Source organism: Veillonella atypica, from assembly GCF_041431435.1.
GTDB classification, from domain to species: domain Bacteria; phylum Bacillota; class Negativicutes; order Veillonellales; family Veillonellaceae; genus Veillonella; species Veillonella atypica.
The window spans coordinates 34,544-58,935 of record NZ_JAPVXV010000003.1 but is presented as its reverse complement, the minus strand read 5'-3'; the positions used below and the strand labels follow the sequence as shown (position 1 = coordinate 58,935).

Genomic DNA, 24,392 nt, shown 5'->3' with positions numbered 1-24,392 from the left:
TTTTGTGTTATAAGTTTATAGATTATACAGTTCAGGTTTACGATCTCTAAATATATTTATTTTGTTACGAATGTCTTCGACAACGGCAAAATCAATTTCCACAGAAGCGATGCCTTCCTTAGTATCCATTTCTAATAGATTTGTACCCCATGGATCATATACAGCAGAGTGCCCCGTACTTTGAACGCGGCCAACTGTACCACAGCCATTTACAGCACATACAAATAGTTGGTTTTCGATGGCCCGTACTTCATTGAGTACTTGCCAGTGTCGTAGACGCATGGTAGGCCATTGAGCCGGTACAAATAGCAATTCTGTATTTGGTAATGCGGCCATGCGCACTAATTCTGGAAAACGGATGTCGTAACAGATGACAGTACTACAAGGAATGCCATCTAACTCAAAATGTGTGGTATGAGTGCCACCTGCAAAATAGTGATCTTCTTTTGCGGGACTAAATCCATGCATTTTTGAGTACTCTCCGACGAGTTCGCCTTTGCGGTTGTAGGCATAGGACGTATTGAATACGACATCATTTTTGGCAACGGCTACGGAACCGCCTACGATATTTACGTTATGCTCTTTTGCAAATGTGCTTAATAATGATTTTGTTCGTTCTCCATTTCTATCAGCGATGTTGATTAATTCTTTAGATGGGTAAAAACCTGTGTTCCATGTTTCTGGCAATACGATAATATCTGGGCTTTCAGAAAGAGACTGAACGAGTAACTCTTGAACACGATTGTAATTATATTCAACGTCATTGACATGGACGTCCATTTGAATAATAGTTAGGCGTTTTTTCATAGTACATCCTTTATTTGGTGAAATGGTATCGTTTATGTGAAATATATTATAATTAAAATATTAAAACATTATTGAGTAGATTACAATCACGGGTAAACAATTCGCTAGTTTTTACTATTCTCCTTATAAATGATATAATATAAGTTATTAAATTGTGTCTATATAAAGGGGGACCTATGAAACGATTTTCATTGGTAGTGCTTTTCACAATTGTAATTGCTACAGCGTTAGCAGGATGTGGAATGCTTTCACAGCAAACGACAGAAAATGAAACTAAAACGCCACCTACACAACAGGTTACAATGGTACATCCGTCGGGAGTTCCGGTGCTCATGTATCACAAGATTGGCGACGATAAAGATAATGATGCGGTTATCCGCGAGGATTTATTCCGTCAGCAAATGAAGTTCCTCAAGGATAATGGGTACCATCCATTGACGATGGATCAATTATACGATTATGTAGTTAATGGTGCAGCGGTACCTGAAAAGCCTGTAGTACTAACCTTTGATGATGGTTATGCAGATACATACTCTATCGTGTATCCATTGATGAAAGAATATGGTTTTGCTGCTACTGTATTTGTTAATCCCGGCGATGTAGGAACGCGGCTTACATGGGAACAGCTAAAAGAAATGAAAGACAATGGTATAACTATTTCTAATCATGGATTCCAACACGTGGAAATGGGCCAACTTTCAAAAGCAGCACAAATGGAAAACATTCAAAAAGCACAACAAGCGTTAGCTGATAAGTTAGGAATTACAGATAACCCTTGGTTCTGTTATCCCTATGGGGACAAAAATAAGGATACAGATGCTGCCACAAAAGACAGTGGTATAAAGATGGCAATGGCTATGAAGTCCGGTTGGGCTCATACAGGGGATAATCCATACAATATTTTACGTGTTTGGGTTGGTAATGCCGTAGACATCAAGCATTTTGAAGAACGAATTAGCACTGAACATTACAGTGATTTATAAGGAGATATACATTGTTTAAAAAGAATTGGGTAAAGTTCATCATTATGGTGTTCGTATTTACCGCAGTCACATCACCATTCGTGGTATTGTTTGGACCGTTTAATAATGTAAAACGTGCCGTTATTGGTGCTATCTTACAATCTCGTCATCCTCAATACATTACATGGTTATTCAGCAACGATGAATTGCAATCTATTTTGGGGACAGTAGGCGTTGTAAAGAGTCAAGATTTGTTTAAATTTAATGCTCGCGAAGATAAAGATCTTAAATTGGAAAAAATTGAGTCTTCCCGTTATGTAGGGTATGTACTTGAAATTCCAGACCCTCGCCGTATCCAAGTGGCGACAGCTGCAAACATCCAAGAAAAAGGGGATACTACAAGTAATATCGCTAAAATGAATGGTGCCGTAGCGGCTATCAATGGCGGAGGTTTCCACGATCCTAATGGTACTGGTACAGGTCGTTTGCCTTATGGCTTTATCCTTCACGAAGGGGATTATATTATCGGTAAGGATGTAGGGCCTGATGAATCCGTTGATTTTGTAGGTTTCTCTAAATCTGGCAACCTCATTGCGGGTAACTATGATAAAACTGAATTAGCTGATATGAAAGCTATGGAAGGTATTACCTTTGGGCCACCTCTTATCGTAGATGGTAAGAAGATGATTACCGATGGCGATGGCGGTTGGGGCGTAGGTCCTCGTACGGCCATAGGTCAACGTAAGGATGGTACTGTGTTGTTCGTTGTAATCGACGGTCGTCAACCAGGTTATTCATTGGGTGCTACCTTGCGTGATGTGCAAGATGTACTTTATGAAAAGGGCGCATACATTGCGGCTAACCTCGATGGTGGCTCTAGCTCTACATTGTATTTAAATGGCAAAGTTGTAAATAAACCAGCCGATTTGTTAGGGGAACGGATGATTCCTACGGCGTTTATCGTGAAATAGGAGGAACAATGAAACCTTTTACGCGTGTACTGAGCGCCTTTGCGGTAGGCATTCTACTGCAAGGAGGGGTGTATCTGTACCTTGATCAATATATGTTTGCACCGACTACGGAATTTAACGTCTCTGGTGCGTCTAAGGATGACACGAAAAACTTTCCTGACGTAAAAGAGGGACGTAAATACGTATCTTATGACCATCAATTTATGGCTGTTGTTACAGATGAATCTCTTCGGATTTATAAGGCTGGTGAAAGCAAGCCTACAACGGTTAGTTTGAAAGGTCGCTCCATTAGCTATTTTGACTGGATGCCAGATCGTAACTACGCAATTATGGGCCTGTATACGGACAACAAGGTTGTTATGGCCCGACTCAATGCAGATGATCCGGAACACGAAGTAGATACAGAACTTGAAGATGTACCAAAGGGAAGTCGCATTGTTGATGCGGCATATTCCGAAGCGACAAATGTGGTGTACATGAAGGTGAAAGTTCGTGAAGGTGCATACCGGATTTACAGAACTGATGCGAACTATGATACGCGTCGCGTTTACATGCAAGCTACGGACATTGGTCGTATTGCTGTATTCTATGATGAAGATAATTTCTTCTATGATAATGCTAAAACTGGCGACATCTTCATGTTTAATGGTATCGAAGGTGGTTGGCGTGTTATCAACCCACCTGGACGATTCCGTTTGCTTGGTGTAGATACTAGCAAGACCATCTATATTGCTCGTGTCGATGAAGATAATAATGTATTAACTGTATACTCTGGTAAATTAGGCGTAGGATTTAAACCTATTTATAAATACAATAATCCGACTACCTTGTCTGAAGTAACTATGAATGCGGTGAAAGAAATTATTGCCAATGGCAGTGATGATACGACCAAAGTAACAGAAGATAACGATAAATCATCTAAAGACTCTAGCTCTAAGAAAAAGAATTAATATAAAGCCTTTATAATCGCAGGTTATAAAGGCTTTATTTATAAACTTATTTAGTTTTATACGACATAATTCAAGTTGAACTCATATATATTTCGTTATAATCGGTATATGAGTATACGAGATGATGATTTAACGGGCGACGATAATACATGAGAAAGGCGGTTGTCTATGAATATATTGTTTGTTCGGCTCAGTTATATTGGTGATATACTGCATGCCACAGCCGCCGCAAGGTGGATAAAGCAACAGTATCCGGATGCAAAATTACATTGGATTGTTACACCTAGCATGGCTGAACTATTAGAACATAATCCCTATGTAGATCATATAATTCCTTGGGAACGGGATGAATATGAGGCTCATTCGAAAAAATTACACCTTCGTACCATGTGGAATATGTGGTGGGATTTACGAAAACGTTTAAAGCCTTATCACTTCGATATAGCTGTTGATGTACAAGGCCGGCTTATTACGGGGCTTGTATTATTGGCATCTGGTGCACCTATACGGTTAGGATTAGGGGGTACTAAAGAACTGAATTGGTTATTTACTAATTACAAATCGAAGAATCGGTCAAAGCATGTTATAGAGCAATATCTTGATGTAGCTAAATTACTGCCAGGTGCATTAAACACAGAGACTATCCCTGTTGAGACTAAGAATATGAATCTAATGGATCTCATTGTAACAGCTGATGAGCAACAACGGGCTAAATTCGAAGTGGAAACGGCGTTTGCAGAAAAAGATAGACCGTTGATAGGTTTAGTTTTAGGTTCATCATGGCAGACTAAGTCCTGGCCTTATGAAAAGTGGCAACAACTAATTGATTCCCTGTCCTATAGAAGCAATTTTATATGCTTGGGTGGACCAAAAGAAGCACAAGAGTTTGAAGAATTGATGCAACATGTAGAGAAAGAGAATTTGCCAGTTTACAATAAATTAGGCAAGACTACTTTACGTGAAATGGCGGCTCTTCTTGGTGAATGTGAGGTGGTAGTGGCCTGTGATACGGGTGCACTACATATGGCTGTGGCTCTACAACGCCCTGTAATAGCTTTATTTGGTCCTACAAACCCCGCAGAGTGGGGACCTCTGACTGGAACCTATATAGTGCTACAAAATCATGATATGGAGTGCTTAGGATGCCGTAAACGAAAATGTCCGAAGGGAAAAGCGTACTGTATGTCTGGTATTGATCCAGTTATGGTGAAGGAACATATTATTGAATTATTAGGTGTAAAGAATTAGACTTAAATAAGAGTGATAATATATAAAGTTAGTTAGAATACGCATTATGTTGGTCGTCTAACTAGTAGAATAGGAGTATATAATGGCAAAGTTTAAAATTCAAAAAGGCTTATCAGACGCAGAAATGATGAAGCAATGGGGTGGAAATGATAACTTTGAAGAAACTATGATGCAGGCGGAACGCAATGCAGCGAAACCTGTGATTCATCAAAGTCCTAAGCAAACACAAGATGCATTTTATCGTGAATTTTTAACTGAGAAGGTGGAAACGCTTATCGGTAAGATGCTGTTAGACATTAAAATGGAGTATTTTAAAGAGGGCGAAGGGGCATTCTCTATCCAAGTAAAACGAGATGGAAAGAATATTGTTCTTGAAACAGCACCTAAAAAGGTGAAATAAAAGTATATTTGAAATAGAAAATGTATATTCATGAATATTAGATTATCTTTGTCAGTCATCAAAAAAAGTGATAACAAGATCTGTAAATCAAGATAATTCGTTGTACTACATCAATAAATACTGATATACTTTCGTACATAAATAAAAATTATAACGATATGAGGATTAGTTTACTTTTACATTCTCATTAACATACTCATTTGGTAATGATTAAAAATGCAAGATAAAATCTAGCATAACGAGAGTTTTTGGTGATTTTTTTTACACTTTTATATCAAAAATGCATGCTTTTTGATGATAAATAAGCATAATATACTTGTTGACAAAGAATTTTAGAAGTAGTCTAATATAAGTATGTTCCAATAATTCCTAGTATATTTTACCTACATAAGTAGGAACTATAGGAATTGTTGATAAATAGGTATGAGATAGTCATTGAGTGTATGTATAAAATTACATCACCTTACTATTTCGAATTGGAGGATTAACATGGCTAAAAAATTAAGAATCTGTGAAACCGTTCTTCGTGACGGTCATCAATCTATTTTGGCAACTCGCATGCGTTACGAACAAATGGAACCAGTGCTTGGCCTTTTAGATGAAATCGGTTATGAAGCTCTTGAATGTTGGGGCGGCGCTACTTATGATAGCTGTCTTCGTTTCTTGAACGAAGATCCATGGGAACGTCTTCGCAAATTAAAAGCTAATGTAAAAAATACACCACTACAAATGTTACTTCGTGGCCAAAACTTGTTGGGCTACAAACATTACTCTGATGATGTAGTGGAAGCATTCTGTAAAGCTGCTGTAAAAAATGGTATCGACCGTATCCGTATTTTCGACGCATTGAACGACCCTCGTAACATGGAAGCTGCTATTAAATATTCCAAAAAAGCAGGCGCACACGTTCAATCCGCTATGGTATACACTATTTCTCCAGTTCATACAACTGAAAGCTTCTTGAAAGTTGCTGAAACTTTGGTTGAAATGGGTACTGATTCTCTTTGTATTAAAGATATGTCCGGTTTGTTAGGACCTGCTGATGCATATGATTTGGTTTCCACATTCAAAAAACGTTTTGGTGAATTGCCAATCGACTTGCACAGCCATTTCACTTGCGGTCTTGCAAGCACTACATACTGGGAAGCTGCTAAAGCTGGTGTAGATATCATCGATACTGCTATCTCCCCATTTGCTCATGCAACTAGCCAACCAGCTACTGAAACTATGATCGAAATGTTCAAAGGCACTGAATGGGATCTTGGTCTTGACCTTGATAAATATATTCCATTAGTTGATCATTTCCGTAAAGTAAAACAACAAATCGCTGAAGAATTCAACTTGAAACCAGCTAGCGATGTAATCCCAGCTGTTCGTCGTTACCAAATTCCTGGCGGTATGTTGTCCAATACTCAAAACCAATTGAACGAAATGGGTATGGGCGATCGCTTCTTCGACGTAATGGATGAAATGCCACGCGTTCGTGAAGACTTGGGTTACCCTCCATTGGTAACTCCAACATCTCAAATCGTTGGTACAATGGCTATGATGAACGTTATGATGGGCGACCGTTATAAAATGGTTCCTAACGAAGTTAAAGACCTTGTACGCGGTAAATATGGTGCATTGCCTGGTAAAATTTCTGACGAAATTCGTCACACTATCATTGATGATGAAGAACCTATCACTTGCCGTCCAGCAGATCTTATTGAACCTGAATTGGCAGGTTACACTGAAGATTTGAACTCCAAAGGTTACACTGGCATCACTGAAGAAGACGTATTAACATATGCTATGTTCCCAGAAGTTGCAATTAACTTCTTCGAAGCTAACCGTCGTTAATCTTAATATTAACAGCTCTACCTTTTTGGTAGGGCTGTTTTTATGTTTATACGAATTTTATATTTTCTCTTGCTAATCATGAGTAAAATAGCGTACACTATAAGGAGTATCTACTAATTATGATATTGAGGTAATCCTGTGAATTTACAAATTAGAATTTGGATATCCAATGTTGTTCTATTTGTAGTTCCTATATTAATTGCAATTATTCTATTTTTGTTATATTTTTCAGGACTACGCATTTTAGCGAATGCCGGATACTATTTGCGTATCGAGCAAGAACAACAGTTTAAAAGTGTTAGCCGTGTGGCTGAGACTATTACCTTTTATGGTATAGACAATGGTTTAATGGATTCTCTTGTTAAACCAAGCTATAGTTTGTTAGACCCTAATGAGGTGTATGTAGAAATTCTCGATCAGGGAAAGGTTCTGTATTCTTACGGTACACAACAGATTTACAATGAATCTGCTATCGTTGGCTTGATTGATGTAAATCCTGAGTTACAGGGGATTGTCTATCAGTCAAATCATACCTTTGTGTACGAAATGCGTAAGAATGAAGGACGTCATGCATATCTATATCACATAGCTATTAAACGAGCTGTGCATGGTAGTGATAGCTTGATGGAGACCGTTTCGTTCTACATTAGCATTGTTGCATTACTTTTGTTTATAGTTACATTTTTTGCAATCAACCGATTTGTGACGAAGTTCATTATGATTCACGTCCGCAATATGACGGAATCATTACGAGCTGCTAATTACCAAATCGAAATGGAGCAGGAGCAACAAAAAGAATTGCTTGCAGGTATCTCTCATGATATCCGTACTCCATTAACTGCAATTAAGGCCTATGCAGAAGGCGTTCGGGATGGTATCGCGCCAACCGAAGAGCAACAAAAACGCTACATGGGAATCATTTTGAAGCGCGCTAATGATCTAGATTCTATGTTGGAGGAATTGTTCCTTATTACAACATTGAACTATAAAAAGGAATCTAGACCATCAGAGAAAATAGAATTAGGGAAATACGTACAAGGTTTTGTAGAAGATCATATAGAACATTATAAGTCTAGAGGTCTTGAACTGAGCCAACGTGTTACAGTTAAGGATGCTACTATTATGGCGAATCCGCAGTTATTACAGCGGGTTTTGCAAAATATTTTAAATAATAGTGCAAAATATAAGATGGCAGATATAGGACATAGTGTTATTGATGTCACCGAAGATGAAAGTCATGTGTACTGTGTGGTAAGTGATGATGGCCCTGGGGTTCCGCCAGAGTCGCTTGACCGACTTATGCGTCCGTTTTATCGAGTTGATTCGTCCCGCACTAATCCACAGGAGGGGAGTGGACTTGGTCTTTCGATTATTAGACGTATTATGGAAATTTTCGAAGGTCGTGTAGTGATAGAAAATATTAGACCACATGGACTTAGAATTATTTTAGAGTTCCCGAAAAAAGGAGAAAATCATGAGTGAACATATTCTAATAATTGAAGACGATATTGATATTGCTAATATTGAGCGTGATTATTTGATGGTTGCTGGTTATGACGTAACTGTTATGAATAATGGTACTGATGGTATTGAAGCTGCTTTGAATACGCCAGTAGATTTAATCATTTTGGACGTTATGTTGCCAGAAATGGACGGCTTTGAAGTGTGTCGCGCTATTCGTGATAAAGTGCGCGTACCAATCGTGATGGTAACTGCACGCCTCGATGATATTGATAAAATCCGTGGCCTTGGCGTAGGTGCTGATGATTACATCGAAAAACCATTCTCTCCATCTGTATTGATTGCAAAAATTAAGGCTATGTTAGCACAATATAAACGACTTACTGAAAAAGATGTTGTTGATACAAATGCTATTCAATCCGGTGATATTCGCCTTGATCCTAAGATGATGAAAGTTTGGGTAAATGACAAAGAAGTTCATCTTAAGAAAAAAGAATTCCAATTATTAGAATTTCTTATGCGTAACCGCGATATCGTATTTTCCAAAGAAGAATTATATTCCCGTGTATGGGGGTTAGATTCGTATGGCGACTATGCAACTGTAGCTGTTCACATCAATCGTTTACGTGAAGAAATCGAAGAAAATCCATCTGATAGTAAACATATCATTACAGTTTGGGGCGTAGGTTACAAGTTTGTATAAAAAGCATAGCTAAATTCACTTTTAGTTCATGGATTGGTGAGCTATTGATGTTATATATGTTTTTAGGGACTATCTTATAGAGAAATAATCGAAGTTTTATATATTTTTTATATACTATGCTTTATTTTTTAGAGATTTTGTGTATACTATAACTGTAAGGATTATTATGAAGATATACGGAAAAGATACACTTAACTTCTCTCTCTTAATAAGTTCTCTCTCAACTTTTCCGTCTTCATATATAACTCTCTCTCACAGTCCTTACACTCTCAAACTATATGCAAAAGAGGTATTCATTAGTTAATGCTAATGAATACCTCTTTTGTTTTCTTATCTTTTTACATATAATTTAGGAATGGTAATAATTGTTATATTGCAAATCTAAAGAATTAGCCCTATAATAATTGTGCATTGATTGTATGCAATTAAAAATAGGAGATAAAATATGAATATAAAACAATATAAGAAACAGATTATAGCATGTGCTATTGCACTATGCGTAGGTGTAGGAGGAGGTTATTATTTCTTTGGTACACCAGCAGGTACGCAACAGAGTGTTGTAACAAATCAAACTAAACAAACAAAACCGTTGACTGAAGCTCGTAATACCTATGTTGTACAAGCGGCTAAAAAATCGGGCCCCGCCATAGTGGGTATTACAACACAAGTATTCCAAAAGGATATTTTTAATCGTACCATTTATGCAGGTGAAGGCGTTGGTTCAGGTGTTTTAATAGATAATGAAGGTCATATTGTAACGAATAACCACGTTGTATCCGGTGCTAGCAATGGTGAGGTTACAGTTTCGCTGTCTGATGGTACTACCGTTAAAGGTACTGTTATGGGCACTGATGAACAATCTGATTTAGCTGTCGTAAAGATAGACCCACCTAAAAATATTCAACCTGTTGTTATAGGTGACTCCGATTCTTTACAGGTAGGTGAACCAGCAATTGCCATTGGTAACCCACTAGGTCTGGAATTTAAAGGTTCTGTTACATCTGGTGTAATTAGTGCTTTAGCTCGTACCATTGATGATCAAGGACAACGTTTCCCATTGATTCAAACTGATGCTGCTATTAATCCAGGAAACTCTGGTGGTGCATTGCTAAATGCTGATGGTGAGTTAATAGGCATTAATAGCTCTAAAATTTCTAAAGAGGGTGTAGAAGGAATGGGCTTTGCCATTCCTATTAATTCTGCAAAACCTATAATTGATTCTATCATTAAAAACGGTAAGGTCATTCGTCCATATTTAGGCGTATGGGCTGTAGATCGGCAAACAGCGGCTCGTAATAATGTAAGCTATGAAGGAGAAGGCCTTCTTATTGTACAATTGGATTCTACCGGTCCTGTGGCTCGAGCTGGTATTGTAGAAGGTGATACGATTGCTCAAATCGATGGTAAGAATGTAAGTACATTAATCGAATTGAAAGAGCAAATTGACGCCAAGAGCCCTGGCGACACTATTTTAGTATCCTATACTCATAATGGTAAAATGAAAAGTACTCAAGTTACATTAGGGCAATCCTCGTCTAACTAATAGTTTTAGAAATAGAAAAATTATATATAAAATCCTTTCGACTGGTGGAACTCTAGATATTATCTGCATTTTCCAGCATGTTGAAAGGATTTTTTATTTTATAAAAAGTTTTTTACAAGGTACCTTGCAATTCGAGGTACCTTGTGTTATTATGTATTTGTCAGTACATGATAGTGACCGTAAGAGAGCTTTCACATTGGCAAGTAGGCACAGCCTAAAGGGAGGAACTATGCAAGTTCAATTAAAAAAAGGTGTTATGGATATGTTGGTGCTAGCATTATTAACACAGCAGGATCGCTATGGATATGAAATTGTAAGCACTATTTCGGAATACATAGAAATTTCTGAAGGAACGATATATCCATTATTTAATAGATTGAAAAAAGAAAAGTATGTTGAAACGTATTTGAAAGAGTCGTCCACAGGGCCATCTCGAAAATATTATCACATCACGGCAAACGGCCGTGCAGCATACAATCAGATGCGCCAAGAATGGGATGAATTTTCTGGTGTCATCAATATCCTGTTGAAAGGAGTCGACTATAATGGACAAAAATAGCTTTTTAGAGGCATTGCGCAATATTTTTAAAAAGGCGCACGTTGCCGATGTAGAGAGTATTATAGAGGTTTATGAGGAACACTTTGCTGTAGGCCATGAAAAAGGCCTTACAGATGATGAAATTATTAAATCCTTGGGGACTCCAGAGGAAATTTATGCATCCTATGTAGATGCTGGAATTATTACAGATACGTTAAATGAGGATGGTAATACAAGTAAATCTGTAAATATGCAAGAAATCTATGCTAGATTTGATGAGTATAAAGAACGCTTATTACCACAACTGCCGGGAATGGCAAAAAAGGCATCGAAGACATTAGTTGCTATTGGCAGTGCGTTAGCCTATATTGTAGGCGTACTTATATTGGTGATTACGCCAGCTATTTTATATTTATTAGGTAGCTCATGGCAACCATTTGAAAATGTAACCGCATTTCCTGCATTATCTATGATAACTTTAGTTGCACTCGCAGGTGTAGGCCTTTTTGGTGGCCTTACATGTATATTTATCGGTGCTGAACTTCGTGGTGTACGCGAACGTTATTTTAGCAATGTAGATTAAGGAGGACCTATGAGACGAATTATAATTGCTGCCATTCTAACTGTAATCAGTGCTGTAGGGGTAGGTACATCCTTTGCTGTAAATGATTTACCAAATTTTGGTGAATGGATGAAAACCAATGAACAACAGTTTAGAAAACCACATAGACATGATGGTTCTAATATGCATATGGACCAACATATGATGGATGGAAATAATCAAATGATGCCTCAAGATGGTATGGGACCAAATAATGGTCAACATATGTACCAAAATTGTCAAAACCAAATGATGCCTCAAGGTCAACCTGGCCAAATGCCTCAAGGGGGTCAACCAAATGGTAATGCGCCTCAACCACCTGTGGAACAAGGTGCACCACAGACTACTCAAAATCTATAGTATTCTATTGATTCTTTTCTCTCACAACACTTTTAGAGCGCGTGGTCATGAAAGTGCATTCATGGCCACCATAGAGCTACACACTCTATGTGATACATTCGTATCAGAATCTCTCTCTTACACACAATAACTACACACAAGCAAAAAGAGCTCCTCAGTGAAGGAGCTCTTTTTGTATTTGTTTATAATTTTATTTAATATGTTTAGAACCGCGTTCTGTCATAGCTACGCCTTCTTTGCAGAGAGGGCATTCCTCTGGTTTGTATGTTGGCACTTCAAGGTTAAGTAATGCTTGTACTTTTTCTTTTGGTACACCGAATTCAGCTTTTCCGCCAGAACGGTTAACGAGAAGACCTACGCCTACGATTTCACCGCCGGATTGGTTAACTACGTTAACAACTTCTTGTACGGAACCGCCTGTAGTTACGATATCTTCTACGATAAGTACGCGTGTACCTGGTTCGATTTTGAATCCACGACGCAATGTCATAACGCCTTTTTCACGTTCTGTAAAGATAGCGCGTGTGCCTAATTCTTTACCGACTTCGTGAGCTAATAAGATACCGCCAGTCATAGGTCCAATAACGAGTTCTACGTTTTGATCGCGGAAACGTTCAGCTAATTCTTTGCACAATGTTTCAGTGTACTTTGGATGTTGTAATACGTTGAATTTTTCAACGTACATAGGGCTATGTAAACCAGAAGTCAATAAGAAATGACCTTCTAAAATTGCTTGAGTATCGATAAGTAATTGTTTTACTTCTTGTTCTGACATCATTTGGATACACTCTCCATTTCTTCAATAATTAAACGTACCGCCTCTTGTGGATGTTCAGCCTGCGTAATAGGTCGGCCAATAACAAGGCGAGATGCACCATCCTGTAATGCACTCGATGGTGTAGCAATGCGCTTTTGGTCATTTGTAGCTGCGAAGGATGGGCGAATACCTGGTGTAACGATAAGGAAATCAGGTCCACAGGCCTCGCGAATCATCTTAGCCTCTAAAGCGGAACATACAACACCGTCCATACCGGATTCTTTTGCTAGTTTAGCAAGGCGAATGACTTGGTCTGCAATTGGTAATTGACCGCCAATAGATGTCCAAGATTCGTCATCAAAGCTCGTTAAAACGGTAATAGCCAATAGTTTTGGACGTTCGATGCCTAGTTTTTCAGCGCTTTCACGAGCAGCCTCAGCGGCAGCTTTCATCATTATAGGGCCACCTTGACCATGAATGGTAATTAAATTGGCGCCTAAACGAGTAAGGGAAGATACGCCATGGGCCACCGTATTAGGAATATCATGTAATTTCAAATCGAGAAATACATGTTTGCCGTGCTCTTGCAAATAGCGAACCGTTTGGTCCCCTTCGGCGTAGAATAATTCCATGCCCACCTTGTAGAAACTAACGGAGTCCCCGAGTGAGGACACGATAGATTTCATCGCATCCATTGTGGATACGTCGAGGGCGACGATTAATCTGTCATCTGCCATGTTATAACCTCCATAGTACTTATATATCTAAATAATTTTCACATAGAATAGGGCGTCCTGTCAATGAAAATCCGTTGTGAAAGTCGGCTTAAGAACTGCTTTTATACATCGATTTTCTTCGCGTTCATGATATAATAAATACAGAAGTGAAGATGATTCCTAATACGAGTTGATATATGTATATCGGACTGATGTATATAATATGTTGTTAATAGCTAAGAAAGGATTACCATGTTAGATTTTGTAGCATTGGATTTTGAAACAGCTAATAAATATAAAAATAGCGCCTGTTCCTTAGCGGTTATTACCGTTGAAAATGGGCAGATTACCAAAAAAGCGTATAGTCTTATTAAACCACCGTTTATGTCCTTTGACCCAGAATGTATTGAAATTCATGGAATTGAACCTAAAGAAGTATTGCATGAAAAGACATTTGATCAACTATGGCCTGCTATCTATGAAAATCATTTGAAGGGAAAAATCATGATTGCCCATAACGCAAAATTCGATATGAATGTATTGCGTGCCACTCTTGATTACTATAACATTCCTTGGCCAGAACTTGACTATGCGTGTACTGTAAAAATTTCTCGTGCCGTATGGCCCGATTTAGTAAATCACAAATTGAACACAATGGCGGCGTACTTAGGCGTAGAATTTAAGCATCATTATGCATTGGATGATGCTGAAACATGCGCCAAGGTTGCTATCGAGGCAGCTCGCTTGAAAGGGGCGAACTCACTACCCGAACTACTTTCAAAAACAGGCGTACCTCTTGAACCATTCATCGATGAAAAAAATAAAGCTGCACAAGCAGAATTACATAAGGAACCAGAACCAGAGCAGATGTCCTTTTTCTAAAGACGTGCTCGGTTACGATAGTAACTAATCCTGATAGAATAATAGATTGTTTTGGAGGTAGTCATGTTAGGTAAAGAACTATTAACCTATGTGGATCATACATTGTTAAGACCCATTGCTACATGGGATGAAATTAAGGTGATTTGTGAGGATGCATTGGCCTATCATACGGCATCAGTTTGCATTCCACCTGATTTTGTGGCATCCGCTCATAATGCATATCCCAATTTGAATGTTTGTACCGTTATTGGGTTTCCTCTAGGCTATCAAACGACAGAATCTAAGGTGGCGGAAGCGAAACAAGCTATTGCAGAAGGTGCATCAGAAGTGGATATGGTCATCAATCTAGGTGATGCGAAACAAGGGGACTTTCATGCTATAACAGAGGAAATCAAGGCTCTTAAATCCGTATGCGGTGATAACATTTTAAAGGTTATCATCGAGGCCTGTTTCTTAACGAATGAAGAAAAGATAGAACTATGCCATTGTGTAACGGAAGGCGGCGCAGATTTTATCAAGACCTCAACTGGATTTGGTAGTGGTGGCGCTACATTAGAAGATGTGCAACTATTTAAGAAGCACATTGGTCCTAATGTACAGATTAAGGCTGCCGGAGGCATTCGTTCCATTTCTGATATGAAGGCTTATATTGCAGAAGGGTGTAGTCGTATCGGGGCGAGTGCGGCCGTAGAGCTCCTAAAAGATCATTTGGACGAAGAAGTATAAAGAAAAACCACCTAGGCAGTGCTTAGGTGGTTTCTTAGAATGGCGGTGTAACTATGCGCATGTATGATATTATTTTGAAAAAAAGAGCCAATTTAGCACTAACAAATGAGGAAATTCGCTTTGTCATAGAGGGCTATGTACATGGTACTATTCCTGATTATCAAGTAAGTGCTCTATTGATGACCATCGTATTTAATGGTATGAATGCTCGTGAACTCGGTACGTTGACACTCTCGATGGCTCAGTCTGGACAAATGGTGGATTTATCGTCAATTGATGGTATCACCGTAGATAAACATAGTACAGGTGGTGTAGGGGATAAGACGACACTTATCATTGCTCCTTTAGTGGCCGCCTGTGGTGGTAAGGTCGCAAAAATGTCTGGTAGAGGCCTAGGGCATACAGGGGGGACTATCGATAAAATGGAATCGATTCCTCATTTGAAAGTATCCTTAAGTCAAGAAGATTTTATCGCCCAAGTGAATAGAATAGGCCTTGCCGTTATAGGTCAATCAGAAGGCTTGGCACCAGCCGATAAAAAACTTTACGCTTTGCGCGACGTAACGGGAACAGTGGACAGTATTCCTCTTATTGCGTCCTCCGTGATGAGCAAGAAATTGGCATCTGGTGCGCAAGCCATTCTACTAGATGTAAAGGTCGGCAGTGGAGCCTTTATGAAAACCATTGAAGAGGCCCGTTCCTTGGCTAAGGCTATGGTAGATATTGGACGTGAAAACGGTCGTTCCGTTAAGGCTGTTTTGACGGATATGGATCGGCCCCTTGGTCATGCCATAGGCAATGCCTTAGAAATTCGTGAGGTCATTGATACATTAAAAGGTCATGGCCCTGAGGACTTGACTCATGAATGTATTATCATGGCTGCTCATATGCTCGTTTTAAGCCAAATCTGCGACTATGAAACCGCCCTAACTCGTGTGCGTGAGGCTCTCGATTCTGGCGCTGCACTCGAACGTTTACGCCTCATGATTGACGCTCAAGGTGGTAATAGCTCTGTGATTGATGATGAAAGCCTACTAGCTATCGGCCCATGTACATATGATGTAATAGCGCCTAAGGCTGGTTACATTACCCATATGAATACCGAACAATGTGGTATAGCATCTGTTATGCTCGGTGCTGGTCGCACTATTAAAGATGGCCCTATCGATTATAGTGCAGGTATTATCATGCATAAAAAAACTGGTGATGCCATTACTGAAGGTGAAAGTATTGCGACCTTGTATGCCTCTGATGAAAGCTTACTTGCTAATGCAGCTAAGACTTATAGTGAGGCTATTACAATTGGTGACGAACTGCCGAGCGTAGTGGATACAATCCTTGATATTGTGGAATAAGGAGCCGTATATGACAGAATTAGAAATTCAAAAACTTATGGATTGCGCCATAAAAGCTCGTGAAAACGCTTATTCTCCATATTCACATTTCGCTGTTGGCGCTGCCTTGTTATGCGAAGATGGTACCCTTTTCGAAGGATGCAATATAGAAAATGCTTCCTATGGTCTCACAAACTGTGCTGAACGAACGGCCATTTTCAAAGCCGTATCCGAAGGTCATACAAAATTTAAGGCCCTTGCCGTAGTTGCTGATACGGAAGGACCTTGTGCGCCATGTGGCGCATGTCGTCAGGTAATGGCTGAATTTAAAATACCTCTAATCATTATGGGAAACTTGATGGGGAATATAAAAATAGTAACTATAGAGGAACTATTACCATTTAGTTTTTCTGAATGCGATGTAACTGGTAAATAGATCCTTCTACAGTGAAATATACGTAGTACAAGAAAAAGGCTGGAGCGAGTGGCTCCAGCCTTTTAGCATAAGATAATGACCATTAGAATGCAGGAACAATTGCACCTTGGTATTTATCTTGAATGAATTTTTTGATTTCAGGGCTATGAAGAGCTTCCATCAATTTCTTGATACGAGGGTCGTTTTCATTGCCTTTAAGAACAGTTACGATATTTACGTAAGGGGAATCATTAGATTCGATGAACAATGCATCTTTACCAGGGTTAAGACCTGCACTTAATGCATAGTTTGTGTTGATAGCTGCTAGTGCAACATCGTCGATGGAACGAGGCACTTGAGCGGCTTCTAATTCTACGAATTGGTAACCATTAGGATTAGAAGCGATATCTTGTACAGTGGATAAGATATTGTTAGAGTCTTTCAATGTGATAAGACCAGCTTTTTGTAATAACATTAATGCACGACCACCATTTGTAGGGTCATTAGGAATAGCGATTTTTGCACCTTTAGGAAGGTCTTTTAAATCTTTGATTTGACGGGAATATAAGCCCATTGGTTCAAGATGAACGCCACCCACAGATACTAGAGGAAGGTTATGAGCTTTCGCAAATTCGTCCATGTATGGCACATGTTGGAAGAAGTTAGCGTCGATTTCTTTATCACCCAATGCTAGATTTGGTGTATTGTAATCAGTGAATTCTGTGATTTGTAAATCGATATTATCTTTTGCTAAAATCGGTTTTACTTGTTCTAAGATTTCCGCATGTGGTACTGCAGTAGCACCAATTTTTAATACTTGTTTGTCACCGCTGCTAGCCGCTTTATTATTATCGCTGCCGCAACCTGCGATTAATAGCGCACCGCCAAGAACGACAGTAGCCGCTAATGCTAAAAATTTGTTCATACAAACACTCTCCTTTTCGAGAAAATTAAATGTAATTTAATAAACTTATAGTACTAAATTATTTCCTATTCCGCAACTATGTATTATTAGAAGTTATCCATAACTAAAAGTTATATAGAAAGAGGAGCTGCTACTCAAAACCGACTTTGGCCCTGCGAAGGCCGTAGGCCGGAGTCAGACCCGGCCGGTGGAGGTTTTGAGTGGTAGCTCCTTTGCTTATTGTCTTTTAGTTTGGTTAACGGCTAATAATGAGCCCTATACTTAATAGTAATTGGTATAACATGGCGGCACCAGCAGTAGTACCCATGGCTTTATCTAATTTGATTTCGTCCACATGGGTATAGAATGTTTTGATGGTTTTAAATGCTGGGATGATGGCGAGTAATGCGAGTAATGCTGGGATTGGGAGGACTTTCAAATAGATCCAGGCACCAATCCAGAAGAAGTTAAAGATATAGGTAATGCTCATTAGGCTGATGGCACGGTCGCGGCCTAATACAATTGGTAATGTGCGACGACCGTGTTTTTCATCGTTTCGAATATCTCGAATGTTGTTGGTGAGCATGATGGATCCAACTAATAGGGTAGCTGGTAGTGCAGGGATTAGGAATGCTAGTGAAAGTTCACGCGTCCACGCAAAGCCTGTAATGAGGACAATAGCAAAACCCATGGCGATACCGGATGAGATTTCCCCAAATGGTGTGCGAGAAATTGGCTTTGGGCCACCTGAATACAAAAAACTAATTAAAATACAGATGATGCCGGCCGGAATGTACCACCATGTAATGGTGGCTGATAGGTATAGGCCGATGATGATAGGTACAATCATAAGAACCTTAATCATAGTGGAGATGAGCTTTGGCGTCACAGCACCACGGGTAAGGGAACCAGCATTACCTATTTTTTGCCCCGCATCAAGACCAGATTTAAAATCTTTCAATTCATTCCATAAATTGGCAATGATTTGAGCCGATACGACGGCTAAAAATATAAGAATTGTATGGAATATGGCGAGTCCTGTGCCATGAAGTGCACCGAAGGTATAATAACTAAATGCAGCACCTAAGATGGTTGGCCCTAATGCAGCAGCCAATGTGCGAGGTCTAGTGAGAGGAATTAATTCTTGTATCATAATGGTGTGGCGAAATGCCAACTCCTTTCTGTTAGAAATACGTTTTCTTATCTTTAAGTATTGTATAGTACATTAGGAGAAATGTAAATTTGGTGTACCTATCATGTTAGTACAATTATATAGTATAATATTATATGTATATTTAAAATTCTTAATGTAACTTACTTATATAATTCAATTCATATATTCATGAGGTGAGACTATGAAAACGTGGAGTAAGAAGGTAATGACACTAGCTTGCGCTACCTGCTTAACGGTAGGTATGGCGGCTGTAGCTTGTGCCGATACAATTGATTTAGGCTATGGTCAGTATGCTACCACTAATAATGGTGTACACGCGGTAGCTGTAGATGCGATTCCTACAAATCCTACTTTCAGAACGATGGAACAAAATAAGACCCTTCAAACAGCTAATGAACGAGCTGCACAATCTATGAACGACCGCATAAAAATATCCTATCCCATGGTAACGGAAGAGTTCAAAGGTACAGCTCTAGATGGATATAGTTTGTACCAATTATCTGGTGATAGTACACTAGGTCATCATACGGGTTGGTTACTTACGTACAATGTAAATAAAGAGGCTATTAATTATCTAGATCGTATGGCTACGCAAGTTGTTAATTCCGCAATGGCTGATAAACAAGTGAAAGCACAATCTGTTAGCGAACCTTACACAAAATCTAATGCAGAGAAGTTTATTTCAAAAATGGCCACAGTTACACTTGATCGCAAGATGTTAGAACCACAAATGGCAAATTTAAATGCTATTATGCATCGCGATATGATTAAAACGATACAACAAAGTGCTATGCAAGATGCATCGTTGTCGCAAAAGAATAAACAAAGTGTGCAAGAGGGTGTGGATCTGTTTAAACGAGTCATTCCTAACTTTACTGTAGGCGCTACAGAAATATCATTTAAACCATATACATCTAAGTTTGGTACTATGGCTGGCATGAATATGCGCGGCAGCTTAAAATATGATGGCTTTGTATTGCCTGGTAGTTTAACTATGTATGCAATGCCACAAAACGATGGGCTTACAGTACAAATCTTGGCAACCGAAGATACGAGCCGAGACTACTGGTCAGGACAATTAGAATCCATGTATGGATTGAAAACCCTAAAGGGAGGCAATAAATAATGAAACCATTAAAAACTCTTGTGCTAGCAGCTTGTTTAGTTGGTGCAGTTACTAGTTTTGCGGGTGCAAAAGATGTAAAAACCATAGCAGGATCCATGTCTGTTCCGAATACAGTTACGGTAGCAACCGCATCTACTACAGATTCTGTGGATATTATAAAGGATTTGCTTATCAAGGATAATGCAAAACCAACTACGAATAAACGGACTCGCCAAAGTAATGAGGATGCATTATCTGCGCTTAACTATATGGGCGTTTCTTATGATGTATATCAATTACAAGGGGAAGATAAAACCGGCCAAAAGGACGCTTTGTTAGTAGCCGTAGATTTGAAAACAGCAGCCAATGCATTGTTTGATAACCCTAAGGCTAATGCGTCTGTCCTTCCTGTATTAGCCATACTCAATAATGGTGAGTTGGATCCGATTACAGAACAACTCATGTTGACTACGGTTAATAATCTGTTGCCAAAAGAATCTAAAACATTTACATTACCAGATAAGAACGTGCCCGGTTCCATCTATGTAAGTGCTGGTAAAGATTACAGCACCGCCGTTGGTATTGTCGGTGAAAGCAAAAATCCTACTACCATTACTGTAGAAAACACAGAACAAATGGAGAAAATGAATAATACAAAGTATCAAACATATACCGTAGGTTCTCGCATATTAGTTGATGCGGAAGGTATCAAATTCCCATATTATGCAAAAGCGGCACTCGTAATGAATCCACAAAAGCCTACATTGTTCTTGGCATTGACTAGTGATGTACAACGTCAATACTTTATGCCAATCTTTGCAGATGCTTTCAAATCTATTAAATAAAAATAAAATATATTGAAAAACATCGATATTAATGTATAATAATTTCTATATGATGTATGTATTGTAAAAAGGAGTCCTATTATGAAAACAATTCACACAGATAAAGCGCCTGCAGCAGTAGGTCCCTATTCCCAAGCTAAAGTAGCTGGCGGTTTTTTGTTCGCTTCTGGTCAGGTAGCGATTAACCCTGCTACAGGTTCCGTAGTTGAAGGCGGTATCGAAGCACAAACTGAACAAGTCTGCAAAAATATTGAAGCGGTATTAGCAGAAGCTGGTTCTGATTTCTCCAAGGTTATTAAAACAACATGCTTCTTAGCTGATATCAATGATTTCAAACCTTTCAACGAAGTATATGCAAAATATTTTACATCTAAACCAGCTCGTTCTTGCGTGGCTGTAAAAGATCTTCCATTGGGCGTTGCAGTAGAAGTGGAAATCATCGCGGAAGTATAATATGGATTATATTTCATTATTACAAAAAGAAATGAAACCTGCCTTTGGCTGTACAGAGCCAATTGCGTTGGCTTATGCAGCAGCCAAGGCCGCATCCGTATTGGATGAGTTTCCAAACCACATTCATGCGCGATGCAGTGCCAATATCATTAAAAACGTAAAATCCGTGGTCATTCCGAACTCTGGAGGCCGTAAAGGCTTAGCTGCGGCTGCCGTACTCGGTGCCATCGTAGGACATCCTGAACGAGAACTAGAGGTGTTAGAATCGGCTGCCGATGAAGATCGTAAGTGGTTAGGTACCTTATTAGAGGCTAACTTTTGTACTGTAGAACTAGCAGAAGGCGTTGATAATCTCTACATTGAAATTACGGCAACCACCGATGAACATACGGCAGTGGTACGCATTGAAAATGCACATACCAATATTACCTATGTGTCCATAGATGGAAACGTGATTTCTGAAACCATTAACGAAATTAAAGAGGCTGAAAGTAGTACTTGCCCGATGACATTCGATAGTATCTACGAATTTGCAAAAGCTGGTGATATTTCCGGTATCTTACCTAGCATTAAGCAGCAGGTAGAATATAATACGGCCATTTCCAATGAAGGTTTATCCAATGATTATGGTGCCAATATAGGTCGATTGTTATTGCTTGATGATGAAACCCCATCTCTAGAAACAAAGTGCAAGGCTCGTGCCGCAGCAGGATCTGATGCACGCATGAGTGGATGCCCGTTGCCTGTAGTTATTTGCTCCGGCTCTGGCAACCAAGGATTGACCGTATCTATGCCTATCATTACAACCGCGGAGGAGCTTGGCAAAACCGATGAGGAATTGTACCGAGCTCTTGTATTTGCCAATTTGTTAACGCTTTACGTTAAATCTGGTATTGGTAAATTATCTGCATACTGTGGTGTTGTATCAGCTGGCATTGTAAGTGTGGCCGGTATTGCTTTCTTGAAAGGCGATAGCAAAGATATCATCGAAGATACACTTGTAAATGGTCTTGTTAGTCTATCCGGCATCGTATGTGATGGAGCGAAACCATCTTGTGCAGGTAAAATTGCCATCTCCTTAGATGGCGCTTTTATGGGCTATAAACAAGCTCGTCTTAACAAGAGCTATCAAAAAGGCGATGGTCTTGTAGCGCACTCCGTTGATGATACGATTAAAAGTATCGGTGTCGTTGCGCAAGGTATGAAAGAAACCGATGTGGTCATTTTGAATGAAATGTTAAAGCATTAATTGCTTTCATATACGAAAAATAGTTTGTCCCATAAACAAGAAAACAGCGTTATGATCAGTTTGGTCATAACGCTGTTTTTGTCATATTATTGTAATTTTTTGGGATCCTTTAGTAGCAACGATGCGCCTAGCCCCACAATAAGGAATGGAACCAGTGTCATCATGGCTAATGATAGTGAATAGGTATCTGCTAAATTCCCTACAACCGGTGCGATGATGCCGCCGATTGTTTGGCTTACGCCAAGGGTGATGCCTGATGCAAATCCGATGCTCTTAGCTAGATAAGTTTGGCCCAGTACAATAACAGGGCTGTAACTGATGGCCTTTGCAGCACCAATCATGAGTAAAATCAGATAGGCGAGTGGCATCATAATCGTTACAGAAAACTGAGGGATTTGTGTTAATAGGAACATGGATGGCAACCAAATTAACAGAGATAATCTAATGATTTTAATAGGACCATATTTATCGCCCAATAAGCCGCCGATGTAGGTCATAAAGATACCGATACTAAAGAATACGGTTAATGCAAAACTACCTTGTTCGGGACTCGTGCCGAGTTCATGTGTCCAGAATACAGGAATAAATGCATTAATAACGCGGAAATTAACCGATTGGCTTAGGATGATAATGAATAATATGCCGAAATATTTCCAATAATTTTTCAGAGGTTTAGCGGCTACTGTTGGATTTTCGGTGGCTACGGCTTGATCGATAGTCTTAGCATGAGCTACGATACGCGGCATGAGCAGGAATAGAACAGTAGATATAATAATACCAGCTACTGTGAAAGCTGCTAGACCATGTGCACCCACTGTATAGGCGATAGCGCCCGCAAATAGAGGCCCAAAGGCAAAGCCTGAACTACCGCCGATGGCGAAGGTCCCCATAGCTTTACCCTTTTTACCACCTCCGAGGCGGTTGATAATTTTTGCCCCTTCAGGATGGAAAATGGAAGAACCAACACCTGCTAGTGTAGCGCATACAAGGAGGCTTTCATAAGACGAAACAAAACCCATCATCCCTGTACTACATGCGGACAATAGCGTGCCTGCTGCGATGAGGCGTGGCTGATTGAGTTTGTCTGAAATATACCCTAGCAATGGTTGTAGCAATGATGATAATGCCGTATTCGCCAAGATAAGAAAACCTGCTTGCTCCAAGGACAGTCCATACGTATAGATAAACAGCGGCAATAATGCAGGTAATACACTTTGGCATGAGTCATTAATCATGTGACTCAGCGTGATGAGATAAGGATAATACTTTTGCATAGTAAACCTCGTTGGTTGATGATATGGTATATAATATATTTATATTATATACTATATGTATCTCAAAATATAAATTGTACGATGCGTATTGAGAATTTGAAAATCTTTACAGATTTATTTGCAAGATGTAATATAATAAGTGACTAAGGCAATGAGTATTTTGATTGCTTAA

Annotated in this window: 26 protein-coding genes; 20 read left to right on the top strand and 6 right to left on the bottom strand. The window is 39.2% G+C overall.

All coding sequences use genetic code 11. The features are described 5' to 3' along the window. Positions 1–15: 15 nt before the first annotated feature. Entirely contained in the window at positions 16–807 is a 792-nt protein-coding gene (locus tag O3598_RS04295) for a carbon-nitrogen family hydrolase (RefSeq protein ID WP_329844595.1), read from the bottom strand. 176 nt (positions 808–983) lie between these two features. Here O3598_RS04295 and O3598_RS04290 point away from each other — a divergent pair, with 176 nt between their 5' ends. The 12 genes from O3598_RS04290 (at position 984) to O3598_RS04235 (ending at position 12,386) form a co-directional block, all read left to right on the top strand. Further along, entirely contained in the window at positions 984–1,790 is an 807-nt protein-coding gene (locus tag O3598_RS04290) for a polysaccharide deacetylase family protein (RefSeq protein WP_005380216.1), read from the top strand. Between the two features lie 11 nt (positions 1,791–1,801). Next, a complete protein-coding gene (locus tag O3598_RS04285; RefSeq protein WP_118353540.1) occupies positions 1,802–2,740 on the top strand; it encodes a phosphodiester glycosidase family protein in 939 nt (312 codons plus the stop codon). An 8-nt stretch (positions 2,741–2,748) separates the two neighbouring features. Then, positions 2,749–3,690, top strand: a complete 942-nt coding sequence (locus O3598_RS04280) for a hypothetical protein (protein ID WP_005377691.1) — start codon at positions 2,749–2,751, stop codon at positions 3,688–3,690. Between the two features lie 168 nt (positions 3,691–3,858). Continuing rightward, entirely contained in the window at positions 3,859–4,938 is a 1,080-nt protein-coding gene (gene waaF, locus O3598_RS04275; RefSeq protein WP_371451938.1) for a lipopolysaccharide heptosyltransferase II, read from the top strand. A gap of 82 nt (positions 4,939–5,020) precedes the next feature. After that, positions 5,021–5,338, top strand: a complete 318-nt coding sequence (locus O3598_RS04270) for a hypothetical protein (protein WP_005382186.1) — start codon at positions 5,021–5,023, stop codon at positions 5,336–5,338. Between the two features lie 489 nt (positions 5,339–5,827). Continuing rightward, a complete protein-coding gene (locus O3598_RS04265) occupies positions 5,828–7,180 on the top strand; it encodes a pyruvate carboxylase subunit B (RefSeq protein WP_009661019.1) in 1,353 nt (450 codons plus the stop codon). A gap of 138 nt (positions 7,181–7,318) precedes the next feature. After that, the gene (locus tag O3598_RS04260) at positions 7,319–8,662 is read left to right on the top strand and encodes a sensor histidine kinase (protein WP_005377717.1); all 1,344 of its coding nucleotides are present in this window, start codon (positions 7,319–7,321) and stop codon (positions 8,660–8,662) included. Next, positions 8,655–9,344 carry a response regulator transcription factor gene (locus O3598_RS04255; RefSeq protein ID WP_005377711.1) on the top strand — a complete coding sequence of 230 codons (690 nt, stop codon included), beginning with the start codon at positions 8,655–8,657 and terminating at the stop codon, positions 9,342–9,344. The genes O3598_RS04260 and O3598_RS04255 overlap by 8 nt, the downstream gene beginning before the upstream one ends. 445 nt (positions 9,345–9,789) lie before the next feature. Next, entirely contained in the window at positions 9,790–10,887 is a 1,098-nt protein-coding gene (locus O3598_RS04250) for a S1C family serine protease (RefSeq protein ID WP_371451935.1), read from the top strand. Positions 10,888–11,116: 229 nt separating this feature from the next. After that, positions 11,117–11,446 carry a PadR family transcriptional regulator gene (locus O3598_RS04245; RefSeq protein ID WP_038124780.1) on the top strand — a complete coding sequence of 110 codons (330 nt, stop codon included), beginning with the start codon at positions 11,117–11,119 and terminating at the stop codon, positions 11,444–11,446. Then, entirely contained in the window at positions 11,433–12,008 is a 576-nt protein-coding gene (locus O3598_RS04240; RefSeq protein WP_005382199.1) for a DUF1700 domain-containing protein, read from the top strand. The genes O3598_RS04245 and O3598_RS04240 overlap by 14 nt, the downstream gene beginning before the upstream one ends. 9 nt (positions 12,009–12,017) lie before the next feature. Continuing rightward, complete coding sequence (locus tag O3598_RS04235; protein ID WP_005380198.1) at positions 12,018–12,386, top strand: hypothetical protein; 369 nt, start codon at positions 12,018–12,020, stop codon at positions 12,384–12,386. Positions 12,387–12,576: 190 nt separating this feature from the next. On the opposite strand, the gene pyrE is transcribed toward O3598_RS04235, so the two are convergent. Both pyrE and pyrF read right to left on the bottom strand, forming a co-directional pair. Beyond that, positions 12,577–13,164, bottom strand: coding sequence for an orotate phosphoribosyltransferase (pyrE, locus tag O3598_RS04230; RefSeq protein WP_005375671.1), 588 nt, complete (start codon positions 13,162–13,164; stop codon positions 12,577–12,579). Then, complete coding sequence (pyrF, locus tag O3598_RS04225) at positions 13,161–13,880, bottom strand: orotidine-5'-phosphate decarboxylase (protein WP_005375655.1); 720 nt, start codon at positions 13,878–13,880, stop codon at positions 13,161–13,163. The genes pyrE and pyrF overlap by 4 nt, the downstream gene beginning before the upstream one ends. 231 nt (positions 13,881–14,111) lie before the next feature. Between pyrF and O3598_RS04220 the strand changes: the two genes are divergently transcribed. The 4 genes from O3598_RS04220 to O3598_RS04205 all read left to right on the top strand — a co-directional run bounded on the left by O3598_RS04220 (position 14,112) and on the right by O3598_RS04205 (position 17,237). After that, a complete protein-coding gene (locus O3598_RS04220; RefSeq protein WP_227068837.1) occupies positions 14,112–14,741 on the top strand; it encodes a 3'-5' exonuclease in 630 nt (209 codons plus the stop codon). 63 nt (positions 14,742–14,804) lie between these two features. Continuing rightward, positions 14,805–15,467: a deoxyribose-phosphate aldolase gene (gene deoC, locus O3598_RS04215; RefSeq protein WP_005382204.1), complete on the top strand. Its 663-nt coding sequence runs from the start codon at positions 14,805–14,807 to the stop codon at positions 15,465–15,467. A gap of 53 nt (positions 15,468–15,520) precedes the next feature. Next, the gene (locus tag O3598_RS04210; RefSeq protein WP_316595666.1) at positions 15,521–16,822 is read left to right on the top strand and encodes a pyrimidine-nucleoside phosphorylase; all 1,302 of its coding nucleotides are present in this window, start codon (positions 15,521–15,523) and stop codon (positions 16,820–16,822) included. A 10-nt stretch (positions 16,823–16,832) separates the two neighbouring features. Then, positions 16,833–17,237 carry a cytidine deaminase gene (locus O3598_RS04205; RefSeq protein ID WP_371451932.1) on the top strand — a complete coding sequence of 135 codons (405 nt, stop codon included), beginning with the start codon at positions 16,833–16,835 and terminating at the stop codon, positions 17,235–17,237. Positions 17,238–17,319: 82 nt separating this feature from the next. Here O3598_RS04205 and O3598_RS04200 read toward each other — a convergent pair whose 3' ends face one another. Together O3598_RS04200 and O3598_RS04195 are read right to left on the bottom strand one after the other, a co-directional pair. Beyond that, positions 17,320–18,141 carry a MetQ/NlpA family ABC transporter substrate-binding protein gene (locus O3598_RS04200; protein WP_005382209.1) on the bottom strand — a complete coding sequence of 274 codons (822 nt, stop codon included), beginning with the start codon at positions 18,139–18,141 and terminating at the stop codon, positions 17,320–17,322. 235 nt (positions 18,142–18,376) lie between these two features. Next, positions 18,377–19,273, bottom strand: coding sequence for a prenyltransferase (locus tag O3598_RS04195; RefSeq protein WP_005375669.1), 897 nt, complete (start codon positions 19,271–19,273; stop codon positions 18,377–18,379). 202 nt (positions 19,274–19,475) lie between these two features. On the opposite strand from O3598_RS04195, the gene O3598_RS04190 reads away from it, so the two are divergent. From O3598_RS04190 to O3598_RS04175, 4 genes are all read left to right on the top strand, one after another. Continuing rightward, positions 19,476–20,420, top strand: coding sequence for a glutamyl-tRNA amidotransferase (locus O3598_RS04190; protein WP_371451930.1), 945 nt, complete (start codon positions 19,476–19,478; stop codon positions 20,418–20,420). After that, positions 20,420–21,244: a hypothetical protein gene (locus O3598_RS04185; protein ID WP_371451928.1), complete on the top strand. Its 825-nt coding sequence runs from the start codon at positions 20,420–20,422 to the stop codon at positions 21,242–21,244. Before O3598_RS04190 ends, O3598_RS04185 begins: the two co-directional genes overlap by 1 nt. Positions 21,245–21,325: 81 nt before the next feature. Next, positions 21,326–21,697: a RidA family protein gene (locus O3598_RS04180; protein WP_005375663.1), complete on the top strand. Its 372-nt coding sequence runs from the start codon at positions 21,326–21,328 to the stop codon at positions 21,695–21,697. A 1-nt stretch (position 21,698) separates the two neighbouring features. Further along, positions 21,699–22,946 carry an L-cysteine desulfidase family protein gene (locus O3598_RS04175; RefSeq protein ID WP_371451926.1) on the top strand — a complete coding sequence of 416 codons (1,248 nt, stop codon included), beginning with the start codon at positions 21,699–21,701 and terminating at the stop codon, positions 22,944–22,946. A gap of 86 nt (positions 22,947–23,032) precedes the next feature. On the opposite strand, the gene O3598_RS04170 is transcribed toward O3598_RS04175, so the two are convergent. Beyond that, complete coding sequence (locus O3598_RS04170) at positions 23,033–24,220, bottom strand: MFS transporter (RefSeq protein WP_371451925.1); 1,188 nt, start codon at positions 24,218–24,220, stop codon at positions 23,033–23,035. Between the last annotated feature and the right edge of the window lie 172 nt (positions 24,221–24,392).

Excerpts from the sequence above, each read along its gene's own strand:
- O3598_RS04295 (WP_329844595.1), bottom strand. The coding sequence starts at position 807 with ATGAAAAAACGCCTAACTATTATTCAAATGGACGTCCATGTCAATGAC.
- O3598_RS04290 (WP_005380216.1), top strand. The coding sequence starts at position 984 with ATGAAACGATTTTCATTGGTAGTGCTTTTCACAATTGTAATTGCTACA.
- O3598_RS04280 (WP_005377691.1), top strand. The coding sequence starts at position 2,749 with ATGAAACCTTTTACGCGTGTACTGAGCGCCTTTGCGGTAGGCATTCTA.
- waaF (WP_371451938.1), top strand. The coding sequence starts at position 3,859 with ATGAATATATTGTTTGTTCGGCTCAGTTATATTGGTGATATACTGCAT.
- O3598_RS04270 (WP_005382186.1), top strand. The coding sequence starts at position 5,021 with ATGGCAAAGTTTAAAATTCAAAAAGGCTTATCAGACGCAGAAATGATG.
- O3598_RS04265 (WP_009661019.1), top strand. The coding sequence starts at position 5,828 with ATGGCTAAAAAATTAAGAATCTGTGAAACCGTTCTTCGTGACGGTCAT.
- O3598_RS04255 (WP_005377711.1), top strand. The coding sequence starts at position 8,655 with ATGAGTGAACATATTCTAATAATTGAAGACGATATTGATATTGCTAAT.
- O3598_RS04250 (WP_371451935.1), top strand. The coding sequence starts at position 9,790 with ATGAATATAAAACAATATAAGAAACAGATTATAGCATGTGCTATTGCA.
- O3598_RS04245 (WP_038124780.1), top strand. The coding sequence starts at position 11,117 with ATGCAAGTTCAATTAAAAAAAGGTGTTATGGATATGTTGGTGCTAGCA.
- O3598_RS04240 (WP_005382199.1), top strand. The coding sequence starts at position 11,433 with ATGGACAAAAATAGCTTTTTAGAGGCATTGCGCAATATTTTTAAAAAG.
- O3598_RS04235 (WP_005380198.1), top strand. The coding sequence starts at position 12,018 with ATGAGACGAATTATAATTGCTGCCATTCTAACTGTAATCAGTGCTGTA.
- pyrE (WP_005375671.1), bottom strand. The coding sequence starts at position 13,164 with ATGATGTCAGAACAAGAAGTAAAACAATTACTTATCGATACTCAAGCA.
- pyrF (WP_005375655.1), bottom strand. The coding sequence starts at position 13,880 with ATGGCAGATGACAGATTAATCGTCGCCCTCGACGTATCCACAATGGAT.
- O3598_RS04220 (WP_227068837.1), top strand. The coding sequence starts at position 14,112 with ATGTTAGATTTTGTAGCATTGGATTTTGAAACAGCTAATAAATATAAA.
- deoC (WP_005382204.1), top strand. The coding sequence starts at position 14,805 with ATGTTAGGTAAAGAACTATTAACCTATGTGGATCATACATTGTTAAGA.
- O3598_RS04210 (WP_316595666.1), top strand. The coding sequence starts at position 15,521 with ATGCGCATGTATGATATTATTTTGAAAAAAAGAGCCAATTTAGCACTA.
- O3598_RS04205 (WP_371451932.1), top strand. The coding sequence starts at position 16,833 with ATGACAGAATTAGAAATTCAAAAACTTATGGATTGCGCCATAAAAGCT.
- O3598_RS04200 (WP_005382209.1), bottom strand. The coding sequence starts at position 18,141 with ATGAACAAATTTTTAGCATTAGCGGCTACTGTCGTTCTTGGCGGTGCG.
- O3598_RS04195 (WP_005375669.1), bottom strand. The coding sequence starts at position 19,273 with ATGATACAAGAATTAATTCCTCTCACTAGACCTCGCACATTGGCTGCT.
- O3598_RS04190 (WP_371451930.1), top strand. The coding sequence starts at position 19,476 with ATGAAAACGTGGAGTAAGAAGGTAATGACACTAGCTTGCGCTACCTGC.
- O3598_RS04185 (WP_371451928.1), top strand. The coding sequence starts at position 20,420 with ATGAAACCATTAAAAACTCTTGTGCTAGCAGCTTGTTTAGTTGGTGCA.
- O3598_RS04180 (WP_005375663.1), top strand. The coding sequence starts at position 21,326 with ATGAAAACAATTCACACAGATAAAGCGCCTGCAGCAGTAGGTCCCTAT.
- O3598_RS04175 (WP_371451926.1), top strand. The coding sequence starts at position 21,699 with ATGGATTATATTTCATTATTACAAAAAGAAATGAAACCTGCCTTTGGC.
- O3598_RS04170 (WP_371451925.1), bottom strand. The coding sequence starts at position 24,220 with ATGCAAAAGTATTATCCTTATCTCATCACGCTGAGTCACATGATTAAT.